Source organism: Streptomyces viridochromogenes DSM 40736 (assembly GCF_000158955.1).
In the GTDB taxonomy this organism is placed as follows: Bacteria; Actinomycetota; Actinomycetes; order Streptomycetales; family Streptomycetaceae; genus Streptomyces; species Streptomyces venetus.
In genome coordinates this window covers 1,405,480-1,427,612 of sequence record NZ_GG657757.1, presented here as the reverse complement: position 1 = coordinate 1,427,612, position 22,133 = coordinate 1,405,480, and the positions used below count along the sequence as shown (strand labels likewise).

Genomic DNA, 22,133 nt, shown 5'->3' with positions numbered 1-22,133 from the left:
GGGACGGACGAACCTCTGGTGTGCCAGTTGTTCTGCCAAGGGCATGGCTGGTTGGCTACGTTCGGGAGGGATAACCGCTGAAAGCATCTAAGCGGGAAGCCTGCTTCGAGATGAGTATTCCCACCTCCTTGAGAGGGTAAGGCTCCCAGTAGACGACTGGGTTGATAGGCCGGATATGGAAGCACGGTAACGTGTGGAGTTGACCGGTACTAATAGGCCGAGGGCTTGTCCTCAGTTGCTCGCGTCCACTGTGTTGGTTCTGAAACCACGAACGGCCCCACGTGCCACACGTGGTGCGGCATTGTTCGATAGTTTCATAGTGTTTCGGTGGTTATAGCGTAGGGGAAACGCCCGGTTACATTCCGAACCCGGAAGCTAAGCCTTACAGCGCCGATGGTACTGCAGGGGGGACCCTGTGGGAGAGTAGGACGCCGCCGAACTCCTTTTAGAGCTCTGGCTCTTGGGCACACAGCCCGAGAGCCAGAGCTTTTTTACGTTGAGGTAGGGTCAGGGAGCATCGTTGGTACGTTTCCCACAGGAGGCCCCCGGGTGGAGGTTCAGGAGACTCGCGTCCAGACGGACCGTGTGCTCACCATCCCGAACATCCTCAGCATGGCGCGGCTCGTCGGCGTGCCCCTCTTCCTGTGGCTGATTCTGCGGCCTGAGTTCGGTGGGCCCAAGAGTGACGGCTGGGCCCTCCTGGTACTGGCCCTGAGCGGCATCAGTGACTACCTGGACGGCAAGCTCGCGCGGCGCTGGAACCAGATCAGCAGCCTCGGCCGGCTTCTCGACCCCGCGGCCGACCGGCTCTACATCCTCTCGACTCTGGTCGGTCTCACCTGGCGCGAGATTCTGCCCCTCTGGTTGACTGCTGTACTTCTCGCGCGAGAGCTGGTTCTGCTGGTGATGGTGGGCATCCTCCGCCGGCACGGCTATCCGCCGCCCCAGGTGAACTTCCTGGGCAAGGCCGCCACCTTCAACTTGATGTATGCCTTCCCGTTGCTCCTGCTCAGTGATGGCAGTGGTTGGATCTCGTCACTCGCCGCCGTTTTCGGATGGGCGTTCGCCGGATGGGGTACAACGCTGTACTGGTGGGCAGGAGTCCTCTACGTGGTACAAGTCCGCCGCCTGGTCCGTGCGGACGCCGTAGCCGAATGAACTCGCTGATTGGTCCGGCCGTGTCGGCCCCGATGGCCTGAGGCCGAAAAGTGCGGGACAATCTTCGCGGGTGAAGTCGGCTAGACCGTCGTCTCTTAGAGGAGGACGCTTCCGACATGAAGGCCGTCGTGATGGCCGGAGGCGAGGGCACGCGCCTTCGCCCCATGACCTCAAGCATGCCCAAGCCGCTCCTGCCCGTGGCCAACCGCCCGATCATGGAGCACGTCCTGCGGCTGCTCAAAAGGCATGGGCTCAACGAAACAGTCGTAACTGTCCAGTTCCTGGCCTCGCTCGTCAAGAACTACTTCGGTGACGGCGAAGAGCTCGGTATGGAGCTCACCTATGCCAATGAGGAGAAGCCACTCGGTACTGCCGGAAGCGTCAAGAACGCCGAAGAGGCACTGAAGGACGATGCCTTCCTTGTCATTTCCGGCGATGCCCTCACGGATTTTGACCTCACCGAACTGATCAATTTCCACAAGGAAAAGGGCGCGCTGGTCACGGTCTGCCTGACGCGTGTGCCCAATCCTCTGGAATTCGGTATCACCATTGTCGACGAGGAAGGCAAGGTGGAGCGCTTCCTCGAGAAGCCCACCTGGGGCCAGGTCTTCTCCGACACGGTGAACACCGGTATCTACGTGATGGAGCCCGAGGTCTTCGACTACGTCGAGCCTGATGTGCCCGTCGACTGGTCCGGTGACGTCTTCCCACAGTTGATGAAGGAAGGCAAGCCCGTCTACGGCTATGTGGCCGAGGGCTACTGGGAGGACGTCGGTACGCACGAGAGCTATGTGAAGGCGCAGGCCGACGTCCTGGAGGGCAAGGTCGACGTCGACATCGACGGGTTCGAGATCTCCCCCGGAGTGTGGGTCGCCGAAGGAGCCGAAGTCCACCCCGACGCCGTGCTCCGTGGCCCCGTCTACATCGGTGACTACGCCAAGGTCGAGGCCGGTTCCGAAATTCGTGAGCACACGGTCGTGGGCTCCAACGTGGTCGTCAAGAGCGGCGCGTTCCTGCACAAGGCCGTCGTTCACGACAACGTCTACGTGGGGCCGCACAGCAATCTGCGCGGCTGCGTGGTCGGAAAGAACACCGACATCATGCGTGCGGCGCGGATCGAGGACGGGGCGGTCATCGGGGACGAGTGCCTGATCGGTGAGGAATCGATCGTCCAGGGCAATGTGCGGGTTTATCCCTTCAAGACCATCGAGGCCGGCGCCTTCGTCAACACCTCCGTGATCTGGGAGTCCAGGGGACAGGCGCATCTCTTCGGCGCCCGCGGTGTGTCCGGAATCTTGAATGTGGAGATCACACCGGAGCTGGCCGTACGGATCGCCGGTGCGTATGCGACGACCCTGAAAAAGGGCTCGACCGTCACCACGGCCCGCGACCACTCGCGCGGTGCCCGTGCGCTGAAGCGGGCCGTGATCTCCGCGTTGCAGGCCAGCGCCATCGACGTGCGGGATCTGGAGAACGTGCCCCTGCCCGTGGCGCGGCAGCAGACCGCACGGGGGAGCGCGGGCGGGATCATGATCCGTACCACGCCGGGCGTGCCGGACTCCGTCGACATCATGTTCTTCGACGGGCAGGGCGCCGACCTCTCACAGGGCAGCCAGCGCAAGCTGGACCGGGTGTTCGCCCGGCAGGAGTACCGGCGGGCCTTCCCCGGCGAGATCGGTGACCTGCACTTCCCGGCCAGCGTTTTCGACTCGTACACCGGGTCGCTGCTGCGGAACGTCGACACCACCGGGATCGCGGACTCCGGGCTGAAGGTCGTCGTGGACGCGTCCAACGGCAGTGCGGGGCTCGTGCTTCCGAGCCTGCTCGGGAAGCTCGGCGTCGACTCGCTGACGATCAACCCCGGACTGGACGAGTCCAGGCCGACGGAGACGGCCGACATGCGGCGGTCGGGGATGGTGCGTCTAGGGGAGATCGTGGCGTCCTCGGGGGCCGCGTTCGGTGTGCGGTTCGACCCGGTCGGTGAGCGGCTGTCGCTCGTCGACGAGAAGGGGCGGATCATCGAGGACGACCGAGCGCTGCTCGTGATGCTGGACCTGGTCGCCGCCGAGCGGCGCAGTGGCCGGGTCGCGCTGCCGGTGACCACGACCCGGATCGCCGAGCAGGTGGCGGCCTACCACGGGACGCAGGTCGAGTGGACGACCACCTCCCCCGACGACCTCACACGCGTGGGTGGTGAGGAAGGGACGATCTTCGGCGGCGACGGCAAGGGCGGCTTCATCGTCCCCGAGTTCAGCAGCGTGTACGACGCCACAGCGGCCTTCGTGCGGCTGATCGGGCTCGTGGCGCGGACGCAGCTCACGCTCAGCCAGATCGACGCGCGGATCCCGCGAGCGCACGTCCTGAAGCGGGACCTGGCGACTCCGTGGGCCGTCAAGGGCCTGGTGATGCGGCGGGTCGTCGAGGCGGCCGGAGACCGCTTCGTGGACACCACGGACGGGGTGCGTGTGGTGGAGACCGACGGCCGCTGGGTCATGGTGCTGCCGGACCCGGCCGAGGCCGTCACCCACCTGTGGGCCGAGGGGCCGGACGACGCCTCCGCGCAGGCCCTGCTGGACGAGTGGTCGGCGGTCGTGGACAGCGCCGGCCGGTAGAACGGCCTGCACGCATGCGTGCCGGACAAGTGTCCCCAACGGGGCCTGTCCGGCACGCCGGTGGGCCCGTTCGGAGGTAGTGGCCGCGACGTGCGACGATGTGCGGCATGCCGCAGCAACCCCCCATTCGGAGCACACCCACGCGGCCCCGGCGCCTCGACGCGTCCATGTCGTTGCTCACCAACGTCATGGACCACAGTCTCGACGACGGATACGCCGAGGCCGCCGCGCGGAAGAAGGCCGCGGGCGAGGGTGGCATGCCGAAGACCCTGCGGTCGAAGCTGGGGCTCGCCGCCGGCCTGGTGCTGGCAGCCCTCGTGGTGACCGTGGGAGCGGCGCAGGCCCGGGTCGCCGCTCCGGTCGTCGCCAAGGAGCGAGAAGAGCTGGTCGACCGCATCGACCGGGAGTCCGAGACGGCCGACCAGCTGGAGGACTCCGTCGACCGGCTGCGCGAGGACGTGAGCGCACGGCAGCGCGAGGCGTTGAAGCACAGCGGCGGCAGCGCCGACTCCGACCTGGTGGGCATCCTGTCGGGCGCCTCCGCGGTGCACGGCCCGGGCGTGAAGCTCATGGTGAACGACGCCAAGGAGGCCGACGGGGGCGGGGAGGGCGGCCCTCGGGAGACCTCCGGGTTCTCCGATACCGGCCGGGTGCGTGACCGGGACATGCAGCGCGTGGTCAACGGGCTGTGGGAGTCGGGTGCCGAGGCCGTCTCCATCAACGGGCAGCGGTTGACGGCGCTGTCCGCGATCAGGGCCGCGGGTGACGCGATACTGGTCGACAACAAACCGTTGGTGCCGCCGTACACGGTGCTCGCGGTGGGGGACGGGCAGCGGCTGAGCACGCGGTTCCAGAACAGCGCGGACGGGTTGTACCTGAACGCGCTCCAGGAGGGCTACGGCGTCAGGACGGCCATTTCGGTGGAGGACGACCTCCGGCTGCCCGCCGCACCGAGTGTGACCGTACGTACAGCACAGCCGAGCACTGAGAAGAACGAGAAGGGCACATCGTGATCGCCGTACTGGGCCTCGTCGTGGGAGTCGTGGCCGGCCTGTTGGTCCGGCCTGAGGTTCCGGCGGTGGTCGAGCCTTATCTGCCGATCGCTGTCGTGGCGGCGCTCGACGCCGTCTTCGGCGGCCTGCGGGCCATGCTCGACGGCATCTTCGACGACAAGGTCTTCGTCGTGTCGTTCCTGTCGAACGTGGTCGTGGCCGCGTTGATCGTCTTCCTGGGCGACAAGCTGGGCGTGGGTGCCCAGCTGTCCACCGGTGTGGTGGTCGTCCTCGGTATCCGGATCTTCTCCAACGCCGCGGCGATCCGCCGGCACGTGTTCCGGGCGTGAGGCCGATGAGCGAGCACGACGAGAAGCGGGCCGAGGAGCAGCGGGCCGACGAGCAAGGCGGCACGCGCGCGGACCGGGGCGACGGGCCGGGCGAGTCGGGGAACAGGCTGCGCAAGGAGCTGCCCGATGAAGTGTCCCCCTCGGTGCCGGCCGCCCGGGCCACTCCGGACCCCGAGCCGGAACCCGATCCGGAACCGGAGCCGGAGGGGGTACGGGAACCCGAACCGGAGACGGCCGCCGAGCCGCAGCTGACCGGCCGGCAGCGGTTGGTGCAGGGGCTGTGGCCGCCGCGGGTCAGCCGGGCCCAACTGATCGTGGCGGTGTTGCTGTTCGGCCTGGGTTTCGGGCTGGCCGTGCAGGTGGCCTCGAACAGCGACAGTGACAGCGCCCTGCGCGGTGCACGTCAGGAAGATCTCGTCCGCATCCTCGATGAACTGGATGACCGCACACAGCGTCTTGAGGACGAGAAGCAGGGTCTCGAGAAGCAGCGCGACGAGCTGGAGAACAGCTCGGACCAGGCCGAGGAGGCCCGCAGGCAGACCATCGAGAAGGAGAGGCAACTCGGCATCCTCGCGGGCACCGTGGCCGCGGAGGGCCCCGGCATCACGATGACCATCGAGGACACGAAGGGGACCGTCGAAGCGGACATGCTGCTCGACGGGGTCCAGGAGCTGCGCGCGGCGGGCGCCGAGGCGATTCAGGTCAACGGCGTGCGGGTCGTCGCGGGCACGTATCTGACCGACTCCGGCAAGGGTGTGGCCGTCGACGGGAACAAGATCAATGCTCCCTATCGTTTCAAGGTCATCGGCAAGCCGCAGGATCTCGAGCCGGCGCTCAACATCCCCGGAGGTGTGGTGCAGACTCTCGAGAAGGAACAGGCCACCGTCACCATCGAGAGGTCGACCAAGATCGTCGTGGACGCCTTGCGAGCAGCGAAGCGGCCTGACTACGCTCGGTCGTCCTCCCAGTGAACCGGGGGTGCATGGGCGGCGTCCGGCGAGGGCATGAGGTTGCGGGGGGTCGGCGCACCGAATGGGTGGTGCGTGGTGGAAACTGTCTGGTGCCGACGGACGTTGTCAGGATGTCCGGGTCGGCCAGAGTGTTCAGTCAGGGTTCGTCCTGCCCCACGGGCGGGTCTGTTTCGGTCAAGGGGAATCGCCCGTGAAGTTGTTTGCGAAGTTGTTCGGCAAGAGCGCGCGAGAAGGTAGCGACAGCGCGACCGCTCGTCATCGCGCACAGCCTGGCGAGGAAGGCCAGCGGCCGCTGTTCCGTGACCAGGTCGGTGGTCCGGGTGGCGACGTTACCGGAGGTCAGGGCGCGCCGTCGGTTGACCCTGCACAGCCCGGCGGAATAGGTTTCGGGCAACCGCGGCAGGAGGATCCGATGTCGGCCCTGGTGTGTACGAGGTGCGGTAACCGCAACGCGGAGAACAGCCGCTTCTGCTCCAACTGCGGTGCGCCGCTGCGGGCCGGAGCCGCCCCGGAGCGTCCGTCCGAGACGACGTCCACGATCTCCATCTCCGGTCTCGAGGCCTACGACAGCGAGGCCACCGGCCAGACGCCGATGCCGACGCTCTCTCCCGAGGCGCAGGCGGCCGTCGACGCGCTGCCGCTGGGTTCCGCGCTCCTGGTCGTGCGACGCGGCCCGAACTCGGGCAGCCGCTTCCTGCTGGACGGCGACCTGACCACGGCCGGGCGCCACCCGCAGAGCGACATCTTCCTGGACGACGTGACGGTCTCCCGGCGCCACGTGGAGTTCCGCCGCGGACAGGACGGCTCGTTCACGGTGGCCGACGTGGGCAGCCTGAACGGCACGTACGTGAACCGCGAGCGGATCGACCAGGTCGCCGTGAACAACGGCGACGAGGTGCAGATCGGCAAGTACCGGCTGGTCTTCTACGCCAGCCAGCGGGGCTACTGACCCGGATTCCGTCCGGGGAGTCCCCCGAAGGTCCGTCCGTCAGGGAAGGTCCATGCTGCAAACACCGAGCGGCGGTGCCCGGCACGGCACCGCCGCCACGGACAGTGGGCTGATGAGCATCGGCACGGTGCTGAACGTGCTGCGTGACGAGTTTCCCGAAGTCACCATCTCCAAGATCCGTTTCCTGGAGTCGGAGGGGCTCATCGAGCCGCAGCGGACCCCGTCGGGGTATCGCAAGTTCAGCGCCCGCGACGTCGAGCGTCTCGGTCACGTCCTGAGGATGCAGCGGGACCACTATCTGCCTCTGAAGGTGATCCGCGAGCACCTGGACGCCATGGAACGCGGTGAGGCGGCTCCGCTGCCCTCCCTGGGGCGGCAGCGGGACGGCGACCCGGCACCCGAGCCCTCCGAGGCGCCCACCGCGGCCAGAATCAGCCGTGAGGAGCTGCTCACCGCCGCCGGTGTCGACGAGCAGACGCTCAGGGAGTGGGAGTCGTACGGGCTCGTCACCCCACTGGAGGACGGGGCGTACGAGGCGGAGGCGGTCACGGTGGCCGGGCTCGTCGCCGAGCTGGGGCGGTTCGGGATCGAGCCGCGGCACCTGCGGGTGATGAAGGCGGCCGCCGACCGCGAGGCCGGGCTCGTGGACCAGGTGGTGGCCCCGCTGAAGCGGCACCGGAACCCGCAGACCAGGGCCCATGCGGAGGCCCGTACCAAGGAGCTGGCGGGGCTCACGGTGAAGCTGCACGCCGCGCTGGTGCAGACGGCGCTCGGGGTGCGGCTGCCCTGAGGTATGCCGGTCGCGCGAGGCCGGATCGGGCGCCCGTTGCCTGCCCGACTACCCAAACGTCCCGAGCACGGCCTAGGGTTGCTGTGTGAACGAGCTCGATGTCGTAGGTGTCCGGGTGGAAATGCCCTCCAACCAACCGATCGTGCTGCTGCGTGAAGTGGGAGGCGACCGTTACCTCCCCATCTGGATCGGACCGGGTGAGGCGACGGCGATCGCCTTCGCCCAGCAGGGCATGGCTCCCGCGCGGCCGCTGACCCACGACCTGTTCAAGGACGTGCTGGAGGCCGTCGGCCAGGAGCTCACGGAAGTGCGCATCACGGACCTGCGTGAGGGTGTCTTCTACGCGGAGCTGGTCTTCGCCAGTGGCGTCGAGGTGAGCGCCCGCCCGTCCGACGCCATAGCGCTCGCCCTGCGTACCGGGACGCCGATCTACGGCAGCGACACGGTGCTCGACGACGCCGGTATCGCGATCCCGGACGAGCAGGAGGACGAGGTGGAGAAGTTCCGCGAGTTCCTCGACCAGATCTCCCCGGAGGACTTCGGCAGCAGCAGCCAGTGAGCTCCGAACGCCGTGGACGGCCGGACGGCGAGGAGCGGCGGTAGTCGGTGGGACATGTGGGCGGCCCCGGTGGACGACAAGTCCGCGTCAGGGTCGCCCGCGGCATGTCGGACGGGCGAACTGCCCGCATGTGCCGGCGGCGAGTGAGAGCGTCAGACGGCCCGTCCCGAGGGCATTCGGCTAGCCTTTCCCCGCGGTGGGGCACGGGAAACCACTCTTAGGGTGATTATCACTCGGCGTGGCGAGTGTGGCGATCGTTGACGCACCCCTGGTGACTGCCTACCGTCGAGAAGGCAGGTCAAGGACGGAGGTCGGCGTGAGAAGCAGCGGCGACGGTACGGCTGGGGGCGGCCCCGAGCGCAGTCTCAGGGTGAGCGGACCGTACGCTCCCCCCGGTTCTCGGCTCCGCGCGAGCGGGGGATATCCCCAGCCCGGTGACGCGGCCGATCACGTTCCGCAGCTCCCTACGGCCGTGCCGAGCAGCGGAGGGACGACGTCCATGGCGTCCGAGGCGTCCGAGCAGATCGGCTATCGCGGCCCCACGGCCTGTGCGGCCGCCGGTATCACCTACCGGCAGCTGGACTACTGGGCCCGCACCGGCCTCGTCGAACCGAGTGTGCGCCCCGCCTACGGGTCGGGGACGCAGCGGCTGTACAGCTTCCGGGACGTCGTCGTCCTGAAGATCGTCAAGCGGTTCCTCGACACCGGGGTGTCGCTGCAGAACATCCGCACGGCCGTCCAGCACCTCAGGGAACGCGGTTTCAGCGACCTGGAGCGCCTGACGCTGATGAGTGACGGGGCGACGGTCTACGAGTGCAGCTCGCCGGACGAGGTGCACGCCCTGCTCCAAGGAGGCCAGGGCGTCTTCGGGATCGCCGTGGGCGTGGTGTGGCGGGACGTCGAGAGCGCACTGTCCCAGCTGCACGGGGAGCGGATCGACACCGGCGAGACCCTGGTCGGGACCAATCCGGCGGACGAACTGGCGCGGCGGCGGAATCGGGCGGTCTGAGCCGCTCGGGAGCAGGCGCAACATGTGAGGCGGGACGTTTCCGCACCGGTCGGCAAGCGCTTGCTCCCCGAGAGCGGGTGGTCTTCCGGGGCGTTGTCAGTGGCGTAGGGCAGCATCGGAGTTGTGAGAACCGCGCCCACGATCCTGCACCTCGACATGGATGCCTTCTTCGCCTCGGTGGAGCAGGCCTCCAAGCCGAGTCTGCGCGGGAAGGCCGTCGTTGTGGGCGGCCTCGGACCGCGCGGCGTGGTGGCCACGGCCTCGTACGAGGCCCGGGTCTTCGGAGTGCATTCCGCGATGCCCATGGCGCAGGCCCGGCGGCTCGCGCCCCATGCCGCCTACCTCGTGCCGCGCTTCGGGTTCTACCGGGCGATCAGCGAGCGGGTGATGGAGCTCCTGCGCGCGCTGTCGCCGCTCGTGGAGCCGCTGAGCCTGGACGAGGCGTTCGTGGACCTGGAGGCCGGTGGAGCGGCCTGGGACGAGCAGTCGGCGCGGCTGGCGGGGGTGCGGCTGCGCACGGACATCCGGACGGTCACCGGCCTCACGGGGTCGGTCGGCCTCGCCGCCTCGAAGATGCTGGCGAAGATCGCCTCGGAGCAGGCCAAGCCCGACGGGCTGGTGGTGATCGAGCCGGGGACCGAGCGGGCCATGCTCGCCCCCATGTCCGTGCGGACGCTGCCGGGAGTGGGCCCGGCGACCGGCGACCATCTGCGGCGGGCCGGGATCACCACGGTCGAGGAGATCGCCGAGGCGGGGGAGGACGAGCTGGTGCGACTGCTGGGGAAGGCGCACGGGCACGGTCTCTACGCGATGGCGCTGGCCCGGGACGACCGGCCCGTGGTGGCGGAGCGGGAGGCGAAGTCGGTGTCGGTCGAGGACACCTACGACGTGGACATCCACGACCGGTTGCGGGTCGGTCTGGAGGTGCAGCGACTCGCCGACCGCTGCGTGCGGCGGCTGCGGGGGGCCGGGTTGTCCGGGCGGACCATCGTGCTGAAGGTGCGCCGGTACGACTTTTCCACGCTGACCCGTTCCGAGACGCTGCGCGGGCCGACGGACGACCCCGGGGTGATACGGGAGGCGGCGGCCAGACTGCTGGACACCGTGGACACGACGGGTGGTGTGCGGCTGCTCGGGGTAGGCGTCAGCGGGCTTGCCGACTACACGCAGGAGGACCTCTTCGCACAGGCGGCGGGGGAGCGGGCGAACGCGGAGGGCCCCGTCGAGGAGCCCGCCGTGGCGCCGGTCGAGGAGCAGCCGGCGCTCGCCGAGAGGCGCTGGCCCGCCGGGCACGACGTGCGGCACGGCGAGTTCGGGCACGGATGGGTGCAGGGCAGCGGACTGGGGCGGGTCACCGTGCGGTTCGAGACACCCGACTCGGGACCGGGGCGGGTGCGGACGCTGCGGACCGACGATCCGGAGCTGGAGCCGGCGGATCCCTTGCCGCTGGTGTTACCGAGATCGGAGGGGAGCCGAGGACCGGACGGCGGGGCCGTGGGGGCGCGGTCCGCTGCCCCGTAGGGGGCCGTCGGGGGCGTCAGGTGGCCTTCTCGTCCTTGCCGGCCAGCTTGCCGAAGTCGTGGTCCGGGAGCGCGGGAGGGGCGGCCACGTCGAGACCGTAGTGGTGGTAGAGCTGCAGTTCCTGCTCCGGGGAGAGATGGCGGCCCACGCCGAAGTCGGGGGCGTCCTTGATCAGGGCGCGGTCGAAGGGGACGTGGAGGGCGCCGTCGATCAGCTCACTGGGCTCCAGGGGGACGAAGGCGTCCCTGCTGAACAGGCCGGTCCGTATGGCGGCCCACTCGGGTTCACCGGTGGCGTCGTCGAGGTAGACCTCGTCGATCGTGCCGATCCTGGTTCCGTTGCGGTCGAACGCCTTGCGGCCGATCAGGTTGCGCGGATCGATATCGGTTCGCACGGGCCCTCCACGTGGTCGCAACTCATCCGTAAAGACTACAAAACGGCACAATGGGGAGTGTGGCCACTCGAAGGTTCGTGCGGAGATCTCGCTGGTAGGCTGGCAACGGCTGCTAACCCCGTGCGGGAGAGTCCTCCGGACATCATCGGAGGCGCCGAAGGAGCAAATCCTCCCCGGAATCTCTCAGGCACACGTACCGCACGGACGAGGTCACTCTGGAAAGCAGGGCGGGTGTCGACGGCTTCCGCTCTCACCGACGGTGAAAGCCGGAGGCCTTCGGGCGATCCGGTGAAGCTCTCAGGTTGAGATGACAGAGGGGGAGGCCGTCCGGGTACCCGCGCCGTGGTGCCCCTCGAAGGTCGTGTCAGACCAGGAGGCCTCCGCAAATGACCGCCCATCGCATTCCGCTCTCCGAGCTCGAAGAGGCAGTCCCCTTCGAGCAGCGCCACATCGGCCCCGACCACGAGGCCCGCGCCAAGATGCTCGCGCAGGTCGGCTACGGCTCGCTGGACGAGCTCACGGCCGCCGCGGTCCCGGCCGTGATCAAGAGCACCGAGGCGCTCGACCTGCCGAGCGCCCGCAGCGAGGCCGAGGTGATCGCCGAACTGCGCCTGCTCGCCGACCGCAACCAGGTCCTCGGATCCATGATCGGACTCGGCTACTACGGCACCTTCACGCCGCCGGTCATCATGCGCAACGTCATGGAGAACCCGGCCTGGTACACGGCCTACACGCCGTACCAGCCGGAGATCTCGCAGGGGCGGCTCGAGGCGCTGCTCAACTTCCAGACCATGGTCGCCGACCTCACCGGACTGCCGACCTCCGGCGCCTCCCTGCTCGACGAGGGCACCGCGGCCGCCGAGGCCATGGCGCTGTCGAGGCGTCTTGGCAAGAACAAGAAGGGCCTGTTCCTGGTCGACGCGGACGCGCTGCCGCAGACGGTCGCCGTGATCCGGACCCGGGCCGAGCCGACCGGTGTCGAGGTCGTCGTCGCCGACCTCACCGACGGCATCCCGGCCGAGATCGCCGAGCGTGAGATCAACGGCGTGCTGATCCAGTACCCGGGCGCCTCCGGGGCCGTACGGGACATCAAGCCGGTCGTCGACCAGGCGCACGAGCTCGGGGCGGTCGTCACCGTCGCCGCCGACCTGCTCGCGCTGACGCTGCTGAAGTCCCCCGGGGAGCTCGGCGCGGACATCGCGGTCGGGACGACGCAGCGCTTCGGCGTGCCGATGGGCTTCGGCGGGCCGCACGCCGGCTACATGGCGGTGCGGGAGAAGATGGCGCGCAGCCTGCCCGGCCGCCTCGTCGGGGTGTCCGTGGACGCCGACGGGAACAAGGCCTACCGCCTCGCGCTCCAGACGCGTGAGCAGCACATCCGCCGCGAGAAGGCCACCAGCAACATCTGCACGGCGCAGGTCCTGCTCGCCGTGATGGCCGGTATGTACGCCGTCTACCACGGGCCGGAGGGCCTGAAGGGCATCGCGCGGCGCACCCACCGGTACGCCACGATCCTCGCCGCCGGGCTCGAGAACGGCGGGGTCGAGGTCGTGCACGGTGCCTACTTCGACACCGTGACGGTGCGTGTGCCGGACAGGGCCGCCGACGTCGTGGCCGCCGCGCGGGAGAACGGGGTCAACCTGCGACTGGTCGACGCCGACCACGTCTCGATCGCCTGCGACGAGACCACCACGCGCGCCCAGCTGCGTGCCGTATGGGGCGCCTTCGGGGTCGAGGGTGTCGTCGAGGCGCTGGACGCGGCCACGGAGGAGGTGCTTCCGGAGGCTCTGCTGCGTACCGACGAGTACCTGACGCACCCCGTCTTCCACCAGCACCGCTCCGAGACCGCCATGCTGCGCTACCTGCGGCGGCTCGCCGACCGCGACTACGCGCTCGACCGCGGCATGATCCCGCTGGGCTCCTGCACCATGAAGCTCAACGCGACCACGGAGATGGAGCCGGTCACCTGGCCCGAGTTCGGGCAGCTGCACCCCTTCGCGCCCGCCGAGCAGGCCGCGGGCTACCTCACGCTCATCCATGAGCTGGAGGACCGTCTCGCCGAGGTCACCGGGTACGACAAGGTGTCCCTCCAGCCGAACGCCGGGTCGCAGGGCGAACTGGCCGGTCTGCTCGCCGTACGCGGGTACCACCGGGCCAACGGGGACGAGCAGCGCACCGTGTGCCTGATCCCCTCGTCCGCGCACGGCACCAACGCCGCGAGCGCGGTGATGGCGGGCATGAAGGTGGTCGTCGTGAAGACCGCCGAGGACGGCGAGATCGACGTCGAGGACCTGCGGGCGAAGATCGAGCAGCACCGGGACGAGCTGGCGGTGCTGATGATCACGTACCCGTCCACGCACGGTGTCTTCGAGGAGCACGTCTCCGAGATCTGCGCCCAGGTGCACGAGGCGGGCGGGCAGGTCTACGTCGACGGAGCCAACCTCAACGCGCTCGTGGGGCTCGCCAAGCCCGGCCACTTCGGCGGTGACGTCTCGCACCTGAACCTGCACAAGACCTTCTGCATCCCGCACGGCGGCGGTGGCCCCGGCGTCGGTCCGGTGGCGGTGCGGGAGCACCTCGCGCCGTACCTGCCGAACCACCCGCTGCAGCCCGAGGCGGGCCCGGAGACGGGCGTCGGCCCCCTCTCCGCGGCACCGTGGGGCTCCGCCGGCATCCTGCCCATCTCGTGGGCGTACGTCAGGCTCATGGGCGGTGAGGGGCTGAAGCGGGCCACGCAGGTGGCGGTGCTCAGCGCCAACTACGTCGCCAAGCGCCTGGAGCCGCACTACCCGGTGCTGTACACCGGCCCCGGCGGCCTCGTCGCGCACGAGTGCATCATCGACCTGCGGCCGCTGACCAAGGCGACCGGAGTGAGCGTCGACGACGTCGCCAAGCGGCTGATCGACTACGGCTTCCACGCGCCGACGATGTCGTTCCCGGTGGCCGGGACGCTGATGATCGAACCGACCGAGTCGGAGGACCTGGCCGAGCTGGACCGGTTCTGCGAGGCGATGATCGCCATCCGCGCGGAGATCGAGAAGGTCGGCTCCGGCGAGTGGCCCGCGGACGACAACCCGCTGCGCGGCGCCCCGCACACCGCCGGCACGCTGGCCGGGGCCTGGGAGCACGCCTACAGCCGTGAGGACGCCGTCTTCCCGGCCGGGGTCTGTGCCGCCGACAAGTACTGGCCGCCGGTGCGCCGCATCGACCAGGCCTTCGGCGACCGCAACCTGGTCTGCTCCTGCCCGCCCCTGGACGCCTACGAGGACTGACCGGCCGACCCGACAGGGGGAGGGGCTCCGCCGTCGGCGGGGCCCCTCCCGGCGTTCGCGGGCTCACACGGCGGCGAGTGACACTTCGGTCGACTTGATCAGGGCGACGACGGGGGTTCCGGCCGCGAGGGCGAGGTCGTCGGCGGCGTCCCTGGTGATCGCGGCGGTCAGTTCGCCGCCCTCGACGGTGATCCGGACGGTGGCCATGGCCTCGCCGGTCGCGACGGCCGTGACCGTGCCGGGGAGCCGGTTGCGGATGGACAGGCCCTCGACGGGGGTGGTGGCCAGCGCGACCTCCGTCGACTTCACCAGGGCGCGCACGGCGCTGCCCGTGGTGAGACCGAGGTCGTCCGAGGCCTCGCGGGTGATCGCCGCGGTGAGGTTCTGGCCGCCGGCGAGGCGCACCTTGACCGTCGCCATGGCCTCGCCCGGCGTGACGGTGGTGACGGTGCCGAGGAGCTGGTTGCGGATGCTCAGGCTCATGGGTGCACGGTAGCCCGGGGAGCTCCTTATGCCGGGTACATGTGGGGTGCCGTGCCCGGGGGGAATCGACCTCGACATCCACCTCGACATCCGAACCTGTGCCCTGAAACCGGTGACCAGGCCGGGCGTCGTCGTCGACACGGACTCGCTGGTCACGAACTACTCCCAGATCAAGGCGCGGCGCGGTCGCGCGACCGGCGCACCTGTCGTGCTGCGCGTGCGGCTCAGCGGCGAGATCGAGTTCGGGCAGGTCGTGGCGCGGCGGGCCCGCAAGGGGTTCGGCAGGAGAGCGGCCAAGGGCTGAGTCTGCTCAGCCGACGTGCACCTTCGGCCTGCGCTTCCGGTCCTGTTCCGCCTCGCGCAGGACCTCGCGGGTCACCGGGGCCACCTCTCCCTGACCGAACAGGAAGAAGCGCAGGAAGTTGGCGAAGGGGCCGCCCTCGGTCCACTCGAAGTAGATGTGCGGGGTGCGGCCGGTCGTGTCGCGGACGTGCAGGAGGAGCGCGGCCAGCGCGTTGGGGATCGAGGAGGACTCCAGCGTCAGCACGCGGTAGCGGTTGTGGAGCACCTCGCCGCGTACCGTCAGGCTTGTCTCGAACTCGGACGGGTCGGTGACCGTCACCTCGACGAAGACGAAGTCCTCCTGCTCGGAGAGTTCGTTGTCGTTGCGTATCTGCTCGATCTTGTCGCGGTACTCGGCCTTGTCCCGTCGGTCGGGCTCGTTGGCGATGAACCGCATCCGGCGGCTGGCCATGTCCCGGACGAATCGTTCCGCCATGGGGTCCAGCGTCACGCTGGTCACGCGGAGTTCGAAGGCGCGGGCCAGCCGGGAGAGCAGGGAGACCAGCATGATGCCGGCGATGAAGCAGGCGCCGATCTTCACGCCGTCCGGACGCTCGATGACGTTCGCGACGGTGGTGTACAGGAACACCGCGGAGATGACCGCGAACGCGATGGTCCACTTCCGCTGTCCGGCCCTGCGGGCGGCGATGGTCACCGCGATCGCGGCGGAGCTGATGAGGACCAGCACACCGGTGGCGTAGGCGCCGCCCTGGGCGTTGACGTCGGCGTCGAAGATCCAGGTGACCAGGAAGGCGATCAGCGTGAAGACGATGACCATGGGCCGTACGGCGCGTGCCCAGTGCGGGGCCATGCCGTAGCGGGGCAGGTAGCGCGGCATCAGGTTGAGCAGCCCCGCCATCGCGGAGGCGCCGGCGAACCACAGGATGGCGATCGTCGAGATGTCGTAGACGGTGCCGAAGCCGTTGCCGAGGTACTCGTGGGCCAGATAGGCCAGCGCGCGTCCGTTGGCCGGGCCGCCCGGCTGGAAGTCCTTCTCGGGGATGAGCAGGGTGGTGATGAAGCTGGTGGTGATCAGGAAGACGCTCATGATGAGAGCGGCCGTGGTGAGCAGCTTCTTGGTGTCGCGGATGCGGCCGGTCGGCCGCTCCTCCGTGTCGTCCGGGTCGCCCTTGACGTGCGGCATCACGGCCACGCCCGTCTCGAACCCGGAGAGGCCGAGCGCCAGCTTCGGGAAGACGAGCAGGGCCACGCCGATCATGAGGAACACGTTGCCGTGCTCGGCGGTGAGCGCGCTCGACCAGTCGGTGACCACATGGCCGGCCGTGATGACGTGATAGAGGCCGACGGCCACCACGACCGCGTTCAGCGCGAGGTAGGTGCCCACCAGGGCGACCGCGACGCCGATCGCCTCCAGGAAGCCCTTGAGGAACACGGCGCCCAGCAGGGCCACCAGGACGAGGGTGATCAGCATCTGCTTGTCGTGCAGGACGCCGGTCAGATGCGGGTTCTCGACCAGGTGGGTGGAGGCGTCGGCGGCAGACAGGGTGATGGTGATGAGGAAGTCGGTGGCGGCGAAGCCCAGCAGGGTCAGGACGAACAACTTGCCCTGCCAGAAGGAGAGCAGCCGCTCCAGCATGGAGATCGAGCCCTCGCCGTGCGGGCTCTCCTCGGCGACCCTCCGGTACACCGGCAGGGCGCCGGCGAGGGTGACGATCACCAGCACGATGGTCGCGATCGGTGACAGCAGCCCGGCCGCGAGCGCGGCGATGCCCGGCTGGTAGCCGAGCGTGGAGAAGTAGTCGACACCGGTCAGGCACATCACGCGCCACCAGGGCTGACCCTTGTGCGGGGCCTCGGGCTCGGCGTGGGGACCGGTGTGGCCGCCCGGCTTGCCCATGTCGGACAGGCCTTCCAGCATCCAGGCGCGCAGGCGGGTGGATGGGGCGGGCTCCGTACGGCTCGGCGGCCGGTGCTCGGTGGTGGCCATCGACGTGCTCCCGATGTGCGGTTCAGCGTGGTTCCGGCCATCCCTGGACGGCCTGATCAGCGTATGCGGAGTGTGATGCAGTGGCCTCTGAATGAGAGGCCTGAGCGCGTCAAGCTTCCGTTAAGACTGCCCCCGAGTACCCCGGTTCGCGGCGGTCAGGGGTGTGAACCGCGAGCTGAGGGTGTGTGGGGCGGCTGCCGAGCCGCCCGTTCATGGCGCTGAGCGCCGACCGAAGCGGAACCGCCGTCGGTCCGGAGTGAACACCCTGTGTGATCAGGAGGAGGTCCGGTCCGTAACGTTCGTCTGGCATATCGAATGTTTCGCCCTCTCGTGCCGTCCAGTCGTGAACTGGAGATTTCACCGCGCCGAGGGGTTGTAACCCTTTGGCCGCTGTCTCTAGGGTGCGGCAACAACGCAGCTTTCTGAATCTGAGTCGAAACTTTCGAGGAGCGCATGATGGGCGACCCGGCACTGTCCCGCCGCGGCTTCCTGGCGGCCTCCGCCGCGGCCGGTCTGGGGATGACGGCACTGACCGCATGCGGCGGGGACTCGGACGGAGGGTCGTCGGGGACGACCACCATCGAGTGGTGGAACATCTCCACCACCCAGCCGGCCAAGAGCGTGTGGGCCGCCCTAGCCCGCAAGTACGAGGCGCAGAACCCCAAGGTCAAGATAAAGATCGTCCAGCTGGAGAACGACGCCTACAAGTCGAAGATGACGGCCCTGACCTCCTCCGGGAAGCTGCCCGACATCTTCCACACCTGGGGCGGCGGCGTCCTGAAGCAGCAGGTCGACGCCGGACTCGTCGAGGACCTCACCGACAGCACCAAGCCCTGGGCGGACGCCCTGCTGCCGGTCGCCAGGGAGCCGTACCTGATCGACGACAGGGCCTACGGCGTCCCGTTCGACATCGGCATGATCGGCTTCTGGTACAACAAGGCGCTCTTCAAGAAGGCCGGCATCAGCGCACCCCCGACCACCTGGAGCGGCTTCCTCGACGCCGTGCGGGGGCTGAAGTCCGCCGGCGTCACGCCCCTGGCACTGGCCGGCAAGGAGAAGTGGCCCGGTATGTACTACTGGGCCTACCTGGCGATGCGCGCCGCCGGCGCCGAGGCGCTGCAGAAGGCCTACGACGACAAGGACTTCACCGGAGCCCCCTTCCTGGAGGCGGGCGAGCACCTCAAGGAACTCGTCGGCCTCCAGCCGTTCCAGAAGGGCTTCCTCGGCGCCGCCTACTCCTCCCCGACCGGCCAGGCCGCCACCGTGGGCAACGGCAAGGCGGCCATGGAGCTCATGGGGCAGTGGGCACCGGTGGTGCAGGCCGACGCGGGCAAGGGCCTGGGCAAGGACCTCGGGTTCTTCCCGTTCCCCGCGGTCGAGGGCGGAAAGGGCGCCATCACCGAGGTGTTCGGTGGCGGCGGCGGGCACGCCCTGCGCCGGGGCGCGCCGCAGGAGGCCGTCGATTTCCTGAAGTTCTTCGCGTCCGAGGCCACCGACCTGGAGCTGGTCAAGAAGACCGGCGTGCTGCCCGTCGTCCCGGCGGCCGAGAGCGCCATCGCCGACCCCAACATCAAGGCCGTACAGGGACAGTTGAAGAAGGCCACCGGCTTCCAGCTCTACCTCGACCAGGCGTACGCGCCCGCCGTGGGCCAGGAGGTCAACGACAGCGTCGCAGGGCTCATCTCCGGTTCCAAGTCGCCGGAGCAGGTCGCCCAGTCGATCACGAAGACCGCGAAGGAAGAGCAGTAGCCGGCGATGACCTCCACGTTCCTGCCGGACCAACGGACCGGCCCCGGTGCCGGCCTGCCGCCGCAGGCCGCGGACCGGGCCCGGGGGAGGGCCCGGCGTCGCGCGCTGAACTGGCTGACCGCGGCCGGCTTCCAGCTGCCCGCCCTGGTGCTCTTCATGGGGCTCGTGCTGCTGCCGATGCTGTTCGCCCTGTATGCCGCGTTCTTTCGCTGGGGCGGCTTCGGTATGCCCTCCGACTACATCGGCGGTGAGAACTTCACCCGCCTCTTCCAGGACGAGGTCTTCCTGGGCGACCTGTGGCGCTGCCTGGTCCTGGTGGTGCTGTCGCTCGCAGTCCAGCTGCCGTTCGCGCTCGCCATGGCGGTCCTGCTCAACCAGCGGATGCGCGGCCGGGCGGTCTACCGGATGCTGTTCTTCGCCCCGTACGTGCTGTCCGAGGCGATCACCGGCGTGAAGTTCGGCATGATCTTCGCCCCGGACGACGGGTTCGCCGACCAGTTCCTCGGCAGGATCGGGCTGGACGGGCTCGGCGGGGAGTGGTTCGCCGACCCGTCCACCGTCATGGCGACCCTGTTCCTGGTCATGACCTGGAAGTACTTCGGCTTCCACATGATGCTGTACCTGGCCGGGCTCCAGGCCGTCCCCAGGGAGCTGACCGAGGCGGCGCTCATCGACGGGGCCGGGCCCTGGCAGCGGTTCCGCAACGTGACGCTGCCGCTCCTCGCGCCCACCCTGCGCATCAGCGTCTTCCTGGCGGTCATCGGCTCGATCCAGCTCTTCGACCTGGTGTGGGTGACCACCGCGGGCGGTCCGGACCACCACTCCGAGACCATGGCCGTGACCATGTTCCAGTACGGCTTCAAGCGCTACCAGGTCGGCTACGCCAGCGCGATCAGCGTGGTCATGTTCGGCATCAGCCTCGTCTTCGCCCTCACCTACCAGCGGTTCGTGCTCCGGCGCGATCTGGAAGGGGCCACCACGACCATGCGGGGTGACGGAAAGTGACGTCCACTCAGCAATCCCGCAGGGGCCCTCGGAGCAGGGGGCCCCGGAGCAGGAACCTTCCTCTGCACCTCGTCCTGGTCGTCGTCGGCGCGCTCATGGCCGTCCCGCTGCTCTACGCCGTGCTCTCCGGCTTCAAGTCCACCGACGAGCTCTCCCGCAACCCCGTCGGACTGCCCGAGTCCTGGGTGACCTCCAACTACACGCAGATCCTCGGCTCGGGGGACTTCTGGCGGCTGATCGGCAACAGCACGCTGATCGCGGTGGGCACGACCGTCCTGGTCGTCGCGGTCTCCGCGCTGTCGGCCTTCTCCTTCGCGCGGTTCGCCTTCCGCGGCCGGGAGGTGCTGTTCACGCTGTTCACGATGGGGCTGATGTTCCCGTTCGCGGTCGCGGCCCTGCCACTGTTCCTGCTGCTGCGCTCCCTGGACCTGCTGGACAACCCCCTCGGCGTGATCCTCCCGCAGGCGGCCTTCGGGCTGCCGATGACCATCATCATCCTGCGCGGTTTCTTCCGGCAGATCCCCGGCGAGCTGGAGGAGGCGGCCACGCTCGACGGATGCAGCTCGTTCGGCTTCTTCTGGCGGGTGCTGCTCCCCATGGCGCGGCCCGCGCTCGGCACCGTCTCCGTGCTGGCCGTCGTCACCAGCTGGAACAACTTCTTCCTCCCGCTGCTGGTGTTCACCGACGCGCAGTGGTGGACGCTGCCGATCGGCGTGCAGCAATTCCAGGGGCAGTACTCCGCGGAGTACGCCAAGGTCTTCGCCTATCTGGTGCTGGCCATGGTCCCCGCCCTCGCCTTCTACTCGGTCGCCGAGCGTCAACTCGTCGGCGGCCTCACCGCCGGCGCGACGAAGGGCTGACCCGCGCCGCGCACCCCACCCACCCGATCGTGAGGAGTCGCACCATGCGCAGGACCGCCATACGACTCAGACTCGCCGGGGCGCTCGCCGCCGTGCTGGTGGCCGGCGGCGTCGCCGGCGGGCCCGCGGCCCAGGCCGCGGAGCGGCACGGCAAGGAACCGACCCTCGCCGACCTCGCCGAGCGGCACGGCCGCTACTTCGGCAGCGCCACCGACAACCCCGAGCTCGTCGACGAACCGTACAAGGCCCTGCTCGGCAGCGAGTTCAGGCAGATCACGCCCGGCAACGGCATGAAGTGGTACGCGACCGAACCCCAGCAGGGCGTGTTCGACTTCTCCCAGGGCGACGAGATCGTGAACCTCGCCCGCGCCAACCGGCAGAAGGTGCGCGGCCACACGCTGGTCTGGCACAGCCAGCTGCCCGGGTGGCTCACCGGGCGGGAGTGGACGGCCCCGGAGCTCAGGGCCGTGCTGAAGAAGCACGTCCAGGCGGAGGTACGGCACTACCGGGGCAAGGTGTTCGCCTGGGACGTCGTCAACGAGGCGTTCAACGAGGACGGTACGTACCGCGAGTCGGTCTTCTACAAGACGCTCGGGCCCGGCTACATCGCCGACGCGCTGCGCTGGGCGCACCAGGCCGATCCGCGCGTGAGGCTGTACCTCAACGACTACAACATCGAGGGGATCGGCCCGAAGAGCGACGCGTACTACCGGCTGGCCAAGGAGCTGAGGGCCGCGGGCGTCCCGCTGCACGGCATCGGCCTCCAGGCCCATCTGGCCCTCCAGTACGGCTATCCCACGACCTTGGAGGACAACCTCCGCCGCTTCTCCCGGCTCGGGCTGGACACCGCGCTGACCGAGGTCGACGTACGGATGCAGCTGCCCGCGACCGAGGAGAAGCTGGCGCAGCAGGCAGAGTGGTACCGGGACCTGACCGAGGCGTGCCTGGCGGTACGTCGCTGCGTCGGCATCACCGTCTGGGACTACACCGACAAGTACTCGTGGATCCCGGCGTTCTTCCCGGGCGAGGGCGCGGCCCTGCCGTGGGACGAGCAACTGCGGCCGAAGCCGGCGTACTTCGCGCTGCGTGGGGCGCTCGGGGGGAAGTAGCGGGGCGGTTGGGCCCCGCTGTGCCCTCCCACCGGCGGCACGACTGCCCGCGACCGCCGT

General features: G+C 69.0%; 19 protein-coding genes, 1 rRNA gene, 1 riboswitch and 1 other annotated feature (1 of these 22 running past the window's edge). Of the genes, 17 read left to right on the top strand and 3 right to left on the bottom strand.

Annotation, left to right across the window (positions count from 1 at the left end; all coding sequences use genetic code 11):
* Positions 1-233: a sequence feature (mutual gap in cmsearch alignment for this rRNA model is longer than 100), on the top strand; it begins 2,860 nt to the left of the window's first position.
* Positions 234-323: 90 nt separating this feature from the next.
* From rrf to SSQG_RS06100, 11 genes are all read left to right on the top strand, one after another.
* Positions 324-440: ribosomal RNA gene (gene rrf, locus SSQG_RS06150) — 5S ribosomal RNA — on the top strand.
* 109 nt (positions 441-549) lie between these two features.
* Positions 550-1,158, top strand: a complete 609-nt coding sequence (locus SSQG_RS06145) for a CDP-alcohol phosphatidyltransferase family protein (RefSeq protein WP_003988858.1) — start codon at positions 550-552, stop codon at positions 1,156-1,158.
* Positions 1,159-1,274: 116 nt separating this feature from the next.
* Positions 1,275-3,770: a mannose-1-phosphate guanyltransferase gene (locus tag SSQG_RS06140; RefSeq protein ID WP_003988857.1), complete on the top strand. Its 2,496-nt coding sequence runs from the start codon at positions 1,275-1,277 to the stop codon at positions 3,768-3,770.
* A 98-nt stretch (positions 3,771-3,868) separates the two neighbouring features.
* Positions 3,869-4,783: a DUF881 domain-containing protein gene (locus SSQG_RS06135; RefSeq protein ID WP_086025068.1), complete on the top strand. Its 915-nt coding sequence runs from the start codon at positions 3,869-3,871 to the stop codon at positions 4,781-4,783.
* Positions 4,780-5,112 (top strand): small basic family protein, encoded by a 333-nt coding sequence (locus SSQG_RS06130; protein ID WP_003988855.1) that lies wholly within the window; start codon positions 4,780-4,782, stop codon positions 5,110-5,112. The genes SSQG_RS06135 and SSQG_RS06130 overlap by 4 nt, the downstream gene beginning before the upstream one ends.
* A 5-nt stretch (positions 5,113-5,117) precedes the next feature.
* A complete protein-coding gene (locus SSQG_RS06125; RefSeq protein WP_003988854.1) occupies positions 5,118-6,083 on the top strand; it encodes a DUF881 domain-containing protein in 966 nt (321 codons plus the stop codon).
* 61 nt (positions 6,084-6,144) lie between these two features.
* On the top strand, positions 6,145-7,032 hold the full coding sequence (locus SSQG_RS38855) for an FHA domain-containing protein (RefSeq protein WP_003988853.1): 888 nt from the start codon (positions 6,145-6,147) through the stop codon (positions 7,030-7,032).
* A 52-nt stretch (positions 7,033-7,084) separates the two neighbouring features.
* Positions 7,085-7,822 (top strand): MerR family transcriptional regulator, encoded by a 738-nt coding sequence (locus SSQG_RS06115; RefSeq protein WP_003988852.1) that lies wholly within the window; start codon positions 7,085-7,087, stop codon positions 7,820-7,822.
* An 85-nt stretch (positions 7,823-7,907) separates the two neighbouring features.
* Entirely contained in the window at positions 7,908-8,381 is a 474-nt protein-coding gene (locus SSQG_RS06110; RefSeq protein WP_003988851.1) for a bifunctional nuclease family protein, read from the top strand.
* Positions 8,382-8,697: 316 nt separating this feature from the next.
* Positions 8,698-9,390, top strand: a complete 693-nt coding sequence (locus SSQG_RS06105; protein ID WP_003988850.1) for a MerR family transcriptional regulator — start codon at positions 8,698-8,700, stop codon at positions 9,388-9,390.
* 123 nt (positions 9,391-9,513) lie between these two features.
* Complete coding sequence (locus tag SSQG_RS06100) at positions 9,514-10,911, top strand: DNA polymerase IV (protein WP_003988849.1); 1,398 nt, start codon at positions 9,514-9,516, stop codon at positions 10,909-10,911.
* Between the two features lie 16 nt (positions 10,912-10,927).
* On the opposite strand, the gene SSQG_RS38115 is transcribed toward SSQG_RS06100, so the two are convergent.
* Entirely contained in the window at positions 10,928-11,305 is a 378-nt protein-coding gene (locus SSQG_RS38115; RefSeq protein WP_052310244.1) for a PRC-barrel domain-containing protein, read from the bottom strand.
* A 113-nt stretch (positions 11,306-11,418) separates the two neighbouring features.
* Positions 11,419-11,514: riboswitch (glycine riboswitch) on the top strand.
* A 177-nt stretch (positions 11,515-11,691) separates the two neighbouring features.
* Between SSQG_RS38115 and gcvP the strand changes: the two genes are divergently transcribed.
* Entirely contained in the window at positions 11,692-14,577 is a 2,886-nt protein-coding gene (gene gcvP, locus SSQG_RS06095) for an aminomethyl-transferring glycine dehydrogenase (RefSeq protein WP_003988847.1), read from the top strand.
* A 63-nt stretch (positions 14,578-14,640) separates the two neighbouring features.
* On the opposite strand, the gene SSQG_RS06090 is transcribed toward gcvP, so the two are convergent.
* Positions 14,641-15,060: a TOBE domain-containing protein gene (locus SSQG_RS06090; protein WP_003988846.1), complete on the bottom strand. Its 420-nt coding sequence runs from the start codon at positions 15,058-15,060 to the stop codon at positions 14,641-14,643.
* Positions 15,061-15,172: 112 nt separating this feature from the next.
* Here SSQG_RS06090 and SSQG_RS06085 point away from each other — a divergent pair, with 112 nt between their 5' ends.
* The gene (locus SSQG_RS06085; protein ID WP_158681013.1) at positions 15,173-15,364 is read left to right on the top strand and encodes a hypothetical protein; all 192 of its coding nucleotides are present in this window, start codon (positions 15,173-15,175) and stop codon (positions 15,362-15,364) included.
* Positions 15,365-15,370: 6 nt separating this feature from the next.
* Here the strand turns inward: SSQG_RS06085 and SSQG_RS06080 are convergent, their stop codons facing one another.
* A complete protein-coding gene (locus SSQG_RS06080) occupies positions 15,371-17,350 on the bottom strand; it encodes an APC family permease (protein ID WP_003988844.1) in 1,980 nt (659 codons plus the stop codon).
* Positions 17,351-17,806: 456 nt separating this feature from the next.
* Between SSQG_RS06080 and SSQG_RS06075 the strand changes: the two genes are divergently transcribed.
* The 4 genes from SSQG_RS06075 to SSQG_RS06060 all read left to right on the top strand — a co-directional run bounded on the left by SSQG_RS06075 (position 17,807) and on the right by SSQG_RS06060 (position 22,073).
* A complete protein-coding gene (locus SSQG_RS06075) occupies positions 17,807-19,099 on the top strand; it encodes an extracellular solute-binding protein (protein ID WP_039932040.1) in 1,293 nt (430 codons plus the stop codon).
* Between the two features lie 6 nt (positions 19,100-19,105).
* On the top strand, positions 19,106-20,104 hold the full coding sequence (locus tag SSQG_RS06070; protein WP_003988842.1) for a carbohydrate ABC transporter permease: 999 nt from the start codon (positions 19,106-19,108) through the stop codon (positions 20,102-20,104).
* A gap of 95 nt (positions 20,105-20,199) precedes the next feature.
* Positions 20,200-20,964, top strand: a complete 765-nt coding sequence (locus tag SSQG_RS06065) for a carbohydrate ABC transporter permease (protein WP_244299466.1) — start codon at positions 20,200-20,202, stop codon at positions 20,962-20,964.
* Between the two features lie 44 nt (positions 20,965-21,008).
* Positions 21,009-22,073 carry an endo-1,4-beta-xylanase gene (locus SSQG_RS06060; RefSeq protein ID WP_039932039.1) on the top strand — a complete coding sequence of 355 codons (1,065 nt, stop codon included), beginning with the start codon at positions 21,009-21,011 and terminating at the stop codon, positions 22,071-22,073.
* The last annotated feature ends 60 nt before the right edge of the window (positions 22,074-22,133 follow it).

Coding starts and splice junctions, on each gene's coding strand:
- SSQG_RS06140 (WP_003988857.1), top strand. CDS start 1,275: ATGAAGGCCGTCGTGATGGCCGGAGGCGAGGGCACGCGCCTTCGCCCC.
- SSQG_RS06135 (WP_086025068.1), top strand. CDS start 3,869: ATGTGCGGCATGCCGCAGCAACCCCCCATTCGGAGCACACCCACGCGG.
- SSQG_RS06125 (WP_003988854.1), top strand. CDS start 5,118: ATGAGCGAGCACGACGAGAAGCGGGCCGAGGAGCAGCGGGCCGACGAG.
- SSQG_RS38855 (WP_003988853.1), top strand. CDS start 6,145: ATGGGTGGTGCGTGGTGGAAACTGTCTGGTGCCGACGGACGTTGTCAG.
- SSQG_RS06115 (WP_003988852.1), top strand. CDS start 7,085: ATGCTGCAAACACCGAGCGGCGGTGCCCGGCACGGCACCGCCGCCACG.
- gcvP (WP_003988847.1), top strand. CDS start 11,692: ATGACCGCCCATCGCATTCCGCTCTCCGAGCTCGAAGAGGCAGTCCCC.
- SSQG_RS06090 (WP_003988846.1), bottom strand. CDS start 15,060: ATGAGCCTGAGCATCCGCAACCAGCTCCTCGGCACCGTCACCACCGTC.
- SSQG_RS06080 (WP_003988844.1), bottom strand. CDS start 17,350: ATGGCCACCACCGAGCACCGGCCGCCGAGCCGTACGGAGCCCGCCCCA.
- SSQG_RS06075 (WP_039932040.1), top strand. CDS start 17,807: ATGGGCGACCCGGCACTGTCCCGCCGCGGCTTCCTGGCGGCCTCCGCC.
- SSQG_RS06070 (WP_003988842.1), top strand. CDS start 19,106: ATGACCTCCACGTTCCTGCCGGACCAACGGACCGGCCCCGGTGCCGGC.
- SSQG_RS06065 (WP_244299466.1), top strand. CDS start 20,200: ATGGCCGTCCCGCTGCTCTACGCCGTGCTCTCCGGCTTCAAGTCCACC.
- SSQG_RS06060 (WP_039932039.1), top strand. CDS start 21,009: ATGCGCAGGACCGCCATACGACTCAGACTCGCCGGGGCGCTCGCCGCC.